Genomic DNA, 12,054 nt, shown 5'->3' on the forward strand with positions numbered 1-12,054 from the left:
ATGACTTTCGCAAGAGATCTATAGAATTTGATATTGTCAGAGAGTGGAAAACCCGCTACTTTTTTAAAAGTAACCATTTAATTTTCAATATTTTAAACTTTATTAACTTTAAAAATATTTTTTGAGTGAGCTCACTCAATTATACCCTGAATTCCGTTTTGTGCTGTAACACCCTTTATTTAAAGATATTGTAAATATAGCGAAACCTGATCTGATTAGCATATATCTCAATATTTTATGAATACTAGATAAACGACACAAGATATTCAAAACTTGGAGAGGAAAGATGAGCCAAGATTTTAAAAAATGCCCTGTCACCCACCTGACCACTGAAGCTGGTGCGCCTGTGGTCGACAACCAGAACAGTATGACGGCAGGTGCGCGTGGACCTTTACTTGCCCAGGATTTATGGCTGAATGAAAAACTGGCCAACTTTGTCCGCGAAGTGATTCCAGAGCGTCGTATGCATGCCAAAGGTTCAGGTGCTTTCGGCACCTTTACCGTGACCAATGATATTACCCAATATAGCCGCGCTAAAATTTTCTCTGAAGTCGGCAAAAAAACCGAAATGTTTGCGCGTTTCTCAACGGTGGCAGGTGAACGTGGTGCAGCTGATGCAGAACGTGATATTCGCGGTTTTGCCCTGAAATTCTATACCGAAGAAGGCAACTGGGATCTGGTCGGCAATAACACCCCGGTGTTTTTCCTGCGGGATGCCCGCAAGTTCCCTGACCTGAATAAAGCAGTCAAGCGTGATCCGAAAACCAACAAGCGCAGTGCCACCAATAACTGGGATTTCTGGACACTTTTACCTGAAGCTTTGCATCAAGTGACCATTGTCATGTCGGATCGTGGGATCCCGACCGGTTACCGTCATATGCATGGTTTTGGCAGCCATACTTTCAGCTTTATTAATGCCAATAATGAACGCTTCTGGGTGAAATTCCATATGCGTACCCAGCAAGGTATTCAGAACCTCACCGATGCTGAAGCTGCAGACTTGATTGCTAAAGATCGTGAAAGTAGTCAGACTGACCTATTTGATGCCATTGAGCGTGGTGACTATCCAAAATGGAAAATGTACGTTCAGATCATGCCGGAACTGGAAGCTGAAACAGTGCCTTATCATCCATTTGACCTGACCAAAGTCTGGCCGAAAGGTGATTATCCACTGATTGAAGTCGGTGAGTTCGAGCTGAACCGCAATCCGGAAAATTATTTCCAGGATGTAGAACAGGCAGCCTTTGCACCAAGCAATCTGGTACCAGGAATTAGCTACTCACCGGACCGTATGTTACAGGCACGTTTAGTGAACTATGCCGATGCAGCACGTTACCGTGTAGGAGTAAATCATTCACAGGTTCCGGTTAATGCTGCACGTTGTCCTGTACATTCGAACCGCCGTGATGGTCAAGGCCGCATGGACGGCAACTATGGTTCATTGCCACATTACGAGCCGAACAGTTTTAGCCAGTGGCAGGAACAACCTCAGTTTAAAGAACCAGCATTAAAGATTACCGGTGATGCCGATTTCTGGGATTTCCGTGAAGATGACAATGATTACTTCAGCCAGCCCCGTGCCCTGTTTAACCTGATGAATGACCAGCAGAAACAAGCTCTGTTTAATAACACGGCCGGAGCAATGGGTGATGCACTAGATTTCATCAAATACCGTCACATCCGCAACTGTTATAGCTGTGATCCAGCCTACGGCGAAGGCGTAGCACAAGCACTCGGCATGACCGTAGCAGATGCCCAAGCAGCACGTGAAAGCGATCCAGCCAAAGGTTTGCCTAGCTTTCTCTAAGTCAGTTTAGACATGTATAGAAACCACCTTCGGGTGGTTTTTTATTGCAGCATCAAGCACTATAGAAACAAGCTGGCACAAAAAGAAATACAACAATGCATCCAAATATTGAAGACATCATTCAACAACACGACATTGTTTTATTTGATGCTGTTTGCGTAATCTGCAATGGCTGGACACGGTTTCTGATTAAATACGATAAAAAGATTCAGTTTAAACTGGTTTCCGCCCAATCGCCTTTAGGTACAGCTCTGCTCGAACATTATCAGATGCCCACTGAACATTACACCACGATGCTCGTCATTCAAGATGGCACACTCTATACCGAATCGACTGCCTTGCTGAAAGTACTGCAGCATCTCGGTTTTCCTTTTAATTTAATGAGCGCAGGTTATTTGGTTCCGCGTTTTATCCGCGACTTTCTGTATCGTGTGATTGCTTTAAATCGTTACAAGCTATTTGGTAAAACCGAGTATTGCCTGATTCCATCCAGCGAAAATAAACGCCATTTTCTGGAAGAAGCTGTTCGTGAATCCTAAACCTGTATTCCTACAACCACTGCGTACTATCCAGCTGACTTTGGTCATACTATGGCTCTATCAGGGACTCATTCCAAAAATTCTGTTCCAATCACCCGCTGAAATTAGCATTTGGCAAAATATGGGTTTTGAGCTGGCACTGGCCAAAGTCTTGGTTGGACTTTCCGGAGGATGTGAAATGCTATTTGGCTTATGCTTTCTGAAATGGAACCGGTCCATACTCTTGCATGGGTTGAATATTATCGGACTTGCTGGATTACTACTGCTGATTGCATTCACAGCCCCGTTGCAACTTACTGCAGCATTCAATCCTGTGGTGATGAATACCGCCATGCTGATGCTTTCTGTAGTGGCCATTCAACTCATCCAACAGGAACAGAGTAAAATATTTAAACAATAATTCGTTTGCCTTCACGTATGCAATAAAACGGATTAATCAACTTGGAAGAATGCTTGATGATCTCATGCAACTCATGTTCCGGCGCATCCCGGTCTTCATCCGTGAGCTGAAAAGTACGGTAATGAATCGCCAGTGAACATTTGGCCTGCAAGTCATGATGGGCATGAAAGGCATCTTCCGGATTCATATGGATCGCGCGCATCAGTTCACGCGGTTCATACGCTCCTATCGGGAGTAAGGCAATTCGCGGTGCACCCAGACGTTTACGAATTTCTTTAAAATGTGAGGCGTAGCCACTATCTCCGGCAAAAAAACAATGTTCCTTGCCATGTAATAAAGAAAATCCTCCCCAAAGTGCACAGTTCTGATCGCGCATGCCGCGCCCTGAGGCATGTTGAGCCGGCGTATAGACAATCCGGATCTCTTCAAAAAAGGCACTTTCCCACCAGTCCATTTCATGCACGGTATAATGTTCTGGCAAATACCAGGCATTACCCAGACCGGTATAAATCGGCATCTCAAAAGTGTTGTGCAGCCATTCCAGACTGGCCAGATCCATATGATCATAATGATTATGACTGAGCAGTACCGCATCAATCTGGGGTAACTCATCCAGGGCAATGCCAGCCGGAATGACCCGCTGCGGCCCTGTGGAAGCCGATGGACTGGCATATTCCGCCCAAACCGGATCGGTCAGGAAGTTATAGGGACCGATCTGAATTAATGTGGTGGCGTGACCAATAAACCAGACTTGCCAATCATCCAGAGCTGCATCTGGACGCTGCTGTGGCAATGCGCGCGGACGAGAAAAAAACTCGGCACGTTCCTCGTCAAGATTAACATTCCAGGTCTTGGATTTTCGGGTAATGAGCCATTTATATAAATCAAAGCGACCGCGCGATAGAGATGCATGCTCAAGATTACGAAACTGTTTTCCGTCGAAATGATCTGAATGCAGATACTCAAACACTGGCTTAGACCAGAGATGTTTCCAACTGGATTCCGTGATTAACTGGAATTTTTTAGTTTTGAGAAGATCTTGCATAAACATCCACTATTTATTATTCGCTATATGCAAGACAACAACCTCTTGAAATGGTCAAGCGGTGCATCTTTTAATGAGCATACAAACTAAAAACAGGCACACTGCAACATAGTATGAAATCCGTCACAGAAAATCATGTATGTTTTTGTTATTTTTAGCAAAAAAATGGCATTTCATCGGCCTTATGGCTGGCTGAAGTCTGGGATTATCTAGAAAAATATTGCTCTTGTCCTTCTGTCTAAAAATACAAAATGATACTCAATATTTATAAGCCCATGCTGACAAAAGCATGTCTGCCCATTGATGATTTTATGATGAAATTCGCCATACCTCAGTATCATCACATCAATTGTGCGAGAAAGGCAAGTTGAGATCAAAATACCAACCTCAAGCGTTTTTTAGATCTTTATACACGACCTTGAGTTCGTTCCAGCCATACGGCCTTGGTTTGGGGTTTCACAAATAAAGCAATAATTTCCGGGTGCAGCTGTTTAATCTGCGCTTCGATCCGGTTGACACAGGCTTCAATTTCATCAGAAGTTAAATCATCTTTAAATTCCAGACTCAATGATGCAATGACTTGCTGAGCGCCCATCTGCTCAGTCAATACCCCATTAGCACTAAAAACTGCCGCATCCTGTTGAGCAATATTCAATACATTTTCACGCAGTTTCGGATCTGCCGTTTCACCCAGTAACAAACCTTTGGTTTCACGTGCCAGAAACCAGGCAGATACTGCCAGCACGATACCAATTAAAATCGATGCAGCACCATCCAATTCAGGAATATTCAGTTGATGCGCCAGAAAAATACCGACCAGCGCAATCACCAAGCCGACCAGGGCGGCAGTATCTTCAAATAACACGGTAAAGGTCGTTGGATCTTTACTGTGTCGAAAGGCTTCAAAATATCCCAGATTTCCCTTTTGTTTACGAAAGGTTTTTAAAGCCACTGACCATGAAAATCCTTCAAAAAGAATCGCCAGACCCAGCACAATATAATTGATTAATGGATCCTGCATGACTTCAGGCTGAAGAATATGCTGTATCCCTTGATAGATGGACACAATCGCACCCAACGCAAAAACCATCAATGCCACAATAAAGGCCCAAAAATACAGTTCACGCCCATAACCAAAAGGATGTTTGGCATTTGCCGGTTTTTCTGATTTTTTCATGCCATATAACAGTAAAATTTCATTCAAGGTATCTACTACGGAATGAATTGCCTCACTGAACATGGCAGAACTATTGGTTATATAGGACGCAACAAATTTAACCAGCGCAATCGCCAGATTACCAAACAGGGCTGCATAAACTACGATTTTATTGGATTCAGACATCCTGACACTGTCCTAAATAAGCTTGTGCAAGCTTGAATGATTTATGTATCAAAATCTTAATCATTTATTTTTGAAAGTTGTTTTACAAATTGTTGCTTAGTCGTGATCTCTCACGTTGTTGAATCACTTTACTCTCCACTCAAATAATAAAAGGGCTTTCGCCCTTTTAATTTTTACAGTTTTAACGCTTGGAAAAATACTGCTCGCGCCACTCTTTCCAGAAATACATGATGATCCCGAACATCACCACGGCAATTCCCGCAAAAGCATGACTGCTGATAATTTCATGATTTAAGGTTGCTCCCAATACCAGAGCGATCACCGGCGTCATCACATTACTCAATGAGACAGTCGAAGCATTTAGACGGCGAATCAGCCAGAAATAGCACAGCATTGCCACAATTGAAGACATGATCATGGTAAATACGAAACCGATCATTGCCTGTGTGCTAGGCAACTGAGTCGGCATGTGTTGCCAGATAAACGGCACTAAAATGAGTGAACCCGCTGCAGAGACCAGCAATGACCCCGTCGCTTGCGACATCGGACTCAAGGGTGCACTAATCTGTTTAACCCAGAAGATCGAGCTGATGTAAGAGACCATACTGATCAGCATCAGCACCACACCCCAGGGGTTAACCTTGCTGTCTGCCGAGTCAGCAAAAACAAAACACAATCCGGCGACGGCCACGGCCATGCCGAGCCATTGCAACCAGACCAGTTTATGGGTTTTTAAAATCACATGACCGATTAAACCGGCGATCAGCGGTGAAAAACCAAAAATTAGTGCCATCAACCCTGAGGTCAGATAATTGGCCGCCAGATAAATAAACAGCTGCGCGCCGATTAAATTCAAACTGCCTGCCAGATAACTTTTTATTGAAGTACGGTCAAAAGGCAGCGGGTCGCGCATGATTTTCAACAGGAACAACGCAATAATCGAGGCACCAAAATAGCGAATGATCAGCACCCACATCGGGTGAATCTCGGCCACGCTCCAGACAATCGCCAGTGGCGTTGCCGCCCAGATCAGCACCAATAAAGCGTAAATACTTGCCGTGACCGGCAATGATGATTTCATATCATCCTCAAATCTGATTATTCTAAATAGTAAACCTGAAACCTGTTATTTAGATCTGTAGATACTATCGTGACTAGTGGTATAGATAAGACTAAAAATAGAGTCCACCCATCATCAACTACATGGGAGGGCGACATGGATGTCGCCAGATCGTTTGGGGTACAAGGATGTATCCTCAAACGATCAAAAGATTTTTGTTACTTTGTGCCATGTATGGCTCATCTCTTAAAAGTAAAACTTACCTACACGAAAACATTTCTAAATCTCAAAGCCCATTGCGGTCATGACTATAAAGCTAAAACCATAAAAAAACAGACCTATGCAAAACATAGGTCTGTCCAAAAATATCTCAATACAACTTAAGCAATTTTGCGTAAGTCTTGCGCGATATCTAAATGTTTTTCAACATCAAACGCCGTATTTTTGCTGATCATTTTTTTCAAATGACGCATTTCTTTGGCTGCATTCACGGTAATCCCGCCAACGATCTGACCATCAGTCACACCGTACATCACGAATGAATTGTCTGCACCTTTGGCTGCATCCATTTCACCACGGATATGCCATTCAGCTGCGGCCATATCGCCGACAAACTGGAAGTTGATATTCAGCTGATCCGTCCAGAACCAGGCCGGATTGGCTTTCGGATGTTCCACACCCATCACGTGACGCGCGAAGATGCCTGCTTGCAGGTTAGCATTTTCCCAGGTTTCCACACGGCGGTGATTGCCACAGTCACGTAACTGAGTCGCAACATCGCCTGCTGCATAAATATCAGCATTCGAGGTTTGGCAGTTTTCATTGACTTTAATCGCAACATCAACGTCCAGACCTGCATCTACGGCAAGCTGTGCATTTGGCACGATCCCGATCCCGTAAACTACAGCATCGGCACGCAGTTCTTCACCGCCTTCCAGCATTACCACCACTTCTTCACCATCTAAACGGCAATCTGTAATCTTGGTTTCAAGACGCACATCGACCTGGTTTTGACGATGCTGCTCTAGCAGGAATTCGCTCAGGATTTGTGGTGAACAACGACCCATAACCATCGGACCCATTTCGATCACAGTCACCTGACAGTCTTTGTAACGTGCAGATGATGCCAACTCAAGACCAATCACGCCACCACCGATCAGGATGATACGGCGACCGGCTTGAAGTACAGGCACCAGTGCCTGTGAATCTTCCAGGTTACGAAGGGTATAGACGTGTTTACCCAAAGCATCGAAATTAGGCAAACGGCGCGCGGCACCACCTGTTGCAAGCAAGAGTTTGTCATAAGCAACAACATCACCGTTGAGGAGTTCAACCGTTTTCGCTTCGGCATTGATTTTCATCACGCCATTACCGCGAATTGTTTCCACCCCTAAATCTGCCAGTTTCTGTTCTGACAGGATTTCGATCTTGGTCTCTTCAGGTTTTAGAATCACATCTTTAGACAACGGTGGACGCTCATAAGGAAGATGGCTTTCATCACCAATTAGGGTAATTTTGCCTTCATACTTGTTGCCACGAAGTTCTAAAATTGCGCTCGCACCTGCCTGGCCAGCACCCACGATCACGATGTTGTTTACGTTGCTCATTTTCTTAACCTTTTAACTCTGCAGATACGATACCGAAGCCGGCAATCCATTCGCTGATGTCTTCATAGCAATGCGTGGTCATTTCATACTCACCCATTTCGCTTAAGGCAGCGAAGGCAGCCATCCAAGAACGGACTTCCTGACCACCACGACCACCATCACGGCGGATTTCAGCTTCAGTCATCGCTTCTAATGTTGCAAAATCAGCGTTCTTGAAGGTTTCTAGCAGGGCAATATCCCATTCAGCATTCAGAGGCACGGCAACTGACGTATCCCCTGCTGCCAGCTTTTGACCCACTGCAATAATTTTGGATTGACGTGCATGACGTGCTTCAGGCGTTGGATAACGGCCTGCAATCAGGAACTCTTCCACTTCTGGCGGTACTGCACCCATTTGCGGTGTAGGTGGATCATGTGACAGACCACCGGTACCTAAAACAAGCACACGCTCGTTTTCAAGGTTTAAAGACTTGATGTATTGACCCACAGCACGGCCCAAAGCGATGGTACGCTTGGTGGTTGGCATAGGTGCAGCAGCGCCATTAATAAAAATTGGAATCGTTGGATAACGGTCAAGTTTGCCTTCACACAGGAAATGTAAGGGCTGAGTCACGCCATGGTCAGCCTGCATACGGTATGAGTAGGCAACATCCACGCCTTTATCCAGTACACGTCGAACCAGATCTAATGCCTTGTCTTCAGGTACATCAATATGGTCATTGTCCTTGCCATAATCCCAGTCACCTGCGGCTTTGGCACGAATACCCACGCAGAAACTTGGCATCAGGTCATAGAAGAAACCATTAAAATGGTCAGGACCAAAAGTGATGATCAGGGTTGGGTCGTAAGCTTTTACTTCAGCAGAGAGTTTTTCAAAAGCAGCACGAACTTTTTGCTCTTTTGATTGATCTTGAGGTGAAGCAAATTCCATTAAAGGACTGTGCGATGCACAAATAAGTTTAACGGCCATGAGAGACTCCTAGAAGGAAAGCAGCCCTGAGAGAAGAGGCTGCCGGTAAGTCCATTTGAATGAGACTAGATGTTTATTCGTCAAAGAAACCTGCACGTGGCTGACGTAGGCCACGAATACCCAAACCGCATTCTGCATTGATCAGAACACCAGTCAGAGGACGGTTATTTTGACGAGATGCCAAGAGCACGTATGAACCTGTCATATCTTCCGGTTCAGGCAAGAAATTCAGTGGCATACCACGTGCAATTTTCTCAGGATCACGTGCATCGAGCAGGCCCACATTTTCCTGACCCAGCGATGCCGCACCTTTGATATTCACATTCATACCTGACGGTGCAACAGCGTTCACTCGTACTTTAGGCGCAAGCTCGTAAGCCAGTTCTTTCATAATCCCGACACCCGCATGCTTAGATGCAGTATATACAGGGCCTCCGCCAGCGGAGTACAGTGCCGAATTAGACAAAGTAAATATGATAGAACCTTCAGAAGCGATCAATGCATCCAGTGCAGCTTTCGCGCCCAAGATCAGAGACTTGGTATTAATCCCCATAATCTCGTCAAAGGCTTTTTCCAGCTGCTCGCCAGAGGTATTGACGATATCGGCATAGTGATCCCAAATACCGGCATTACCAACGAAACAATCGAGTTTACCGAAACGTTCCACAGTGGCTTGAACTGCACGAACGTTATCTGCATAGCTGGCTACATCACCTTCGATCGCAAGAACTTTTCCACCGAAGTGTTCGTTCAAGGCATCCACTTTCGCTTTTGAACGTTGAAGAACCGCAACTTGTGCACCTTCCTCAATAAAACGCTCGACCAAAGCCCAGCCTAAGCCTGAACCACCACCAGTAATAAGTGCAACTTCGCCCTGTAGCCAACCCATGCTTACTCTCCTGCCATCTCTACAAACAATTGGCCATCTTCAACAATCACTGGGAATGTTTTGATTGGATCAGTTGCAGGTAGACACAATGCTTCACCTGTTTTTAAACAGAAACGTGCTGAATGCAATGGACATTCCACAGTACCGTCATCTTCAAGGTAACCTTCAGACATAGAAGCATTACCATGACTGCATTTATCGTTCATAGCGAAGAATTCACCGCCATTGTTAAATACAGCAAGCGCTTCGATACCGTTTACGCCACAATCTACTTTTAACGCTTCGCCTTCGTCTAATTCGTCAACTTGGCATACAAAAATCTTATTCATTAGAAGAACACACTCAGGTTATGTGAACTGTAAGTAACTTGGTCAAGCGTGATCTTACGGTTGAAGATTTGGAAGCCTAAGCCACCTTCAACTTTACGGATCTTGTCATGACGTTTACCACAGTAAATCACGACGTCTTTCTCTTTCTGTGTACGGTATAACAAGTAAGTTACGTACACGTCGTATTCGCCTTCAACTTCAGTTGCTTCTACGATCACGTTAGACACCATGTGTGTTGTACGTGATGGAGGCTCTTCAGCCCAAGCCATACCAGTTTCAAGACGCGCTACACGACGTTCTAAAAGATCTTTTGAATCATTGAACACCCAAGTGGTAGGTGGTTCAACTGAACGACGACGGTCACGGGTTTGTGCGTTTGGTGTGGTACGTAGCGTGTAAGAAATATCTTCAGCTAACGTATCCAACCATTCGCGGAATTTCCAATCGTCTAGCAATTTTGCTTCGCGATACAGGAACTGACTAATTTGGTGATGAAGTTCTAAGCTGATTTGACTCATTTCATAAGCTCCTTCTCATATTCGTCAGCTGCTTTTTCTACGTCTTCCCATTTTTCATGGATCAATAAATCTGCCCAGCGGCGGTACATACCGCGTGCTGCAGTTTCAGAGAAAATGTAGTTGGTGATACCTGGGATACCATCTTCACGTACTTTTTCGTTGCCTTTACCCATTTCCATAATGAGTTTGTTTTGACGCGCTTTATAACCACGTAAAACTTTTTGGATCTCGATCCAGTTTTCAGAGTCATCTTGCTCCAGGAAACCGGCTGGACCAAAGGCACGCGTTGCAGAACGTTCAAATGCTTCTTTCACTTCTTGAGATGCTTCAGCATCAGCAATACAGAATGCCCACACTTCAGTTTTGTTTGGACCACGTGGGTGCCATACACGAAGTGTTGCAGTACCGTTCAACCAAGACAAAGTTGGGAACATGGTGTTGTGACCTGCAAGACGCAATGCACGAGTCTCGCCTAGGCGCTCTTTAACTTCGTCGTAAGTTTCACGGAAGTAGTTGGCAACTTCACCGTCAACCCATACGTTTGCGTCTGGTTTCTCTGTAAAGAAGAAGCCTGAACCGTGACCACGTGAACCGTACTGGATCGCGTCTTTGGCAGTTTCCCAAACTGGACGAGCAGTTTGCGCAGCACCTAATTTTTTAGAAGATTCGTCGTCTGGTTTCGCGCCCAATACTTGGATCGCAGAAGCGTGAGAGAACAATGCGTGGTATTGGTCAGATGCAAACTGTTCCGCTGCAAACTTCCAGTTACACTCGATTTCCCACTTGTGTACACCACCAATGATTTCAGTACCACCTGGACGACGGTCAACAACGCCATCTAAGTACCAAGCGATATCACCCATGTATTCTTCTAGGTCAGGTGTGGTTTCATCCCAACAAGCGAATACCAAGCCTTTGTAAGACTTCACACGATTCACTTCAACCAGACCCCATTGCTCTTTACATGCACCATGTGGGTAAGCACGATCTTCAAGCGGGATATCTTTTAAAGAACCGTCAATACCGTAAGACCAGCCGTGGTATGGGCAAGTAAATGCACGGGTATTACCACAGTCTGCGAAGCTCACACGCATAGAGCGGTGACGGCACTGGTTTAAGAATGCTTTGATTGAACCGTCTTTTTGACGTGCCACAATAATTGGATCTTCACCCATGTAGGTATTGAAGAAGTCACCAGCCTTAGGAATCTGGCTTTCATGGCAAAGGAACAACCAGGTACGACCGAACACACGTTCAAGTTCTAATTCGTAAATGTCAGGGTCTGTATAAATAGATGGCGTAATACGTCCATTTTGTGCATCGACTAAAGCATCGATTTCGCGCACATCAATTTTTCCACTCATGAAAAGCTCTCCTGTGACCTATCTTTGGCACAAAGTAATAGACTCAACTTTTCAACGATGATGGATTTGACAGCGTTTTTCGGGAAATATTTTTTTTGTTTCAATTAAGAGCTTAAAGCAATTATTAAGCACGTGAATTTTTATATTAAAACATCTATTAATTCCGCCAGAGCATTTAGTTTAT

The 12,054-nt window shown here is 44.7% G+C and carries 12 protein-coding genes; 3 read left to right on the plus strand and 9 right to left on the minus strand.

The features are described 5' to 3' along the window. The first annotated feature begins 286 nt into the window (after positions 1–286). From BFN00_RS03255 to BFN00_RS03265, 3 genes are all read left to right on the plus strand, one after another. Positions 287–1,807 carry a catalase gene (locus BFN00_RS03255; RefSeq protein WP_071850442.1) on the plus strand — a complete coding sequence of 507 codons (1,521 nt, stop codon included), beginning with the start codon at positions 287–289 and terminating at the stop codon, positions 1,805–1,807. A gap of 95 nt (positions 1,808–1,902) precedes the next feature. Further along, on the plus strand, positions 1,903–2,346 hold the full coding sequence (locus tag BFN00_RS03260; protein ID WP_005107981.1) for a thiol-disulfide oxidoreductase DCC family protein: 444 nt from the start codon (positions 1,903–1,905) through the stop codon (positions 2,344–2,346). Then, positions 2,336–2,746 (plus strand): DoxX-like family protein, encoded by a 411-nt coding sequence (locus BFN00_RS03265; RefSeq protein ID WP_071850443.1) that lies wholly within the window; start codon positions 2,336–2,338, stop codon positions 2,744–2,746. Before BFN00_RS03260 ends, BFN00_RS03265 begins: the two co-directional genes overlap by 11 nt. Here the strand turns inward: BFN00_RS03265 and BFN00_RS03270 are convergent. From BFN00_RS03270 to hcaE, 9 genes are all read right to left on the minus strand, one after another. After that, positions 2,736–3,791: an MBL fold metallo-hydrolase gene (locus tag BFN00_RS03270; protein ID WP_004278509.1), complete on the minus strand. Its 1,056-nt coding sequence runs from the start codon at positions 3,789–3,791 to the stop codon at positions 2,736–2,738. The two genes, BFN00_RS03265 and BFN00_RS03270, sit on opposite strands and share 11 nt — an antisense overlap. A 406-nt stretch (positions 3,792–4,197) precedes the next feature. Then, positions 4,198–5,133, minus strand: coding sequence for a cation diffusion facilitator family transporter (locus tag BFN00_RS03275; protein ID WP_071850444.1), 936 nt, complete (start codon positions 5,131–5,133; stop codon positions 4,198–4,200). A gap of 181 nt (positions 5,134–5,314) precedes the next feature. Beyond that, the gene (locus BFN00_RS03280; protein ID WP_071850445.1) at positions 5,315–6,214 is read right to left on the minus strand and encodes a DMT family transporter; all 900 of its coding nucleotides are present in this window, start codon (positions 6,212–6,214) and stop codon (positions 5,315–5,317) included. 359 nt (positions 6,215–6,573) lie between these two features. After that, the gene (hcaD, locus tag BFN00_RS03290; RefSeq protein ID WP_071850447.1) at positions 6,574–7,800 is read right to left on the minus strand and encodes a 3-phenylpropionate/cinnamic acid dioxygenase ferredoxin--NAD(+) reductase subunit; all 1,227 of its coding nucleotides are present in this window, start codon (positions 7,798–7,800) and stop codon (positions 6,574–6,576) included. A 4-nt stretch (positions 7,801–7,804) separates the two neighbouring features. Continuing rightward, positions 7,805–8,770 (minus strand): 3-carboxyethylcatechol 2,3-dioxygenase, encoded by a 966-nt coding sequence (locus tag BFN00_RS03295; protein ID WP_071850448.1) that lies wholly within the window; start codon positions 8,768–8,770, stop codon positions 7,805–7,807. Between the two features lie 73 nt (positions 8,771–8,843). Next, complete coding sequence (gene hcaB, locus BFN00_RS03300) at positions 8,844–9,659, minus strand: 3-phenylpropionate-dihydrodiol/cinnamic acid-dihydrodiol dehydrogenase (RefSeq protein ID WP_004278515.1); 816 nt, start codon at positions 9,657–9,659, stop codon at positions 8,844–8,846. 2 nt (positions 9,660–9,661) lie between these two features. After that, complete coding sequence (gene hcaC, locus BFN00_RS03305) at positions 9,662–9,988, minus strand: 3-phenylpropionate/cinnamic acid dioxygenase ferredoxin subunit (RefSeq protein WP_004278517.1); 327 nt, start codon at positions 9,986–9,988, stop codon at positions 9,662–9,664. Further along, a complete protein-coding gene (hcaF, locus tag BFN00_RS03310) occupies positions 9,988–10,506 on the minus strand; it encodes a 3-phenylpropionate/cinnamic acid dioxygenase subunit beta (RefSeq protein WP_071850449.1) in 519 nt (172 codons plus the stop codon). The genes hcaC and hcaF overlap by 1 nt, the downstream gene beginning before the upstream one ends. After that, positions 10,503–11,870: a 3-phenylpropionate/cinnamic acid dioxygenase subunit alpha gene (gene hcaE / locus BFN00_RS03315; RefSeq protein ID WP_004278520.1), complete on the minus strand. Its 1,368-nt coding sequence runs from the start codon at positions 11,868–11,870 to the stop codon at positions 10,503–10,505. Before hcaE ends, hcaF begins: the two co-directional genes overlap by 4 nt. Positions 11,871–12,054: the final 184 nt, after the last annotated feature.

It is taken from the genome of Acinetobacter sp. AR2-3, from assembly GCF_001878775.1.
GTDB classification, from domain to species: Bacteria; Pseudomonadota; Gammaproteobacteria; order Pseudomonadales; family Moraxellaceae; genus Acinetobacter; species Acinetobacter lwoffii_D.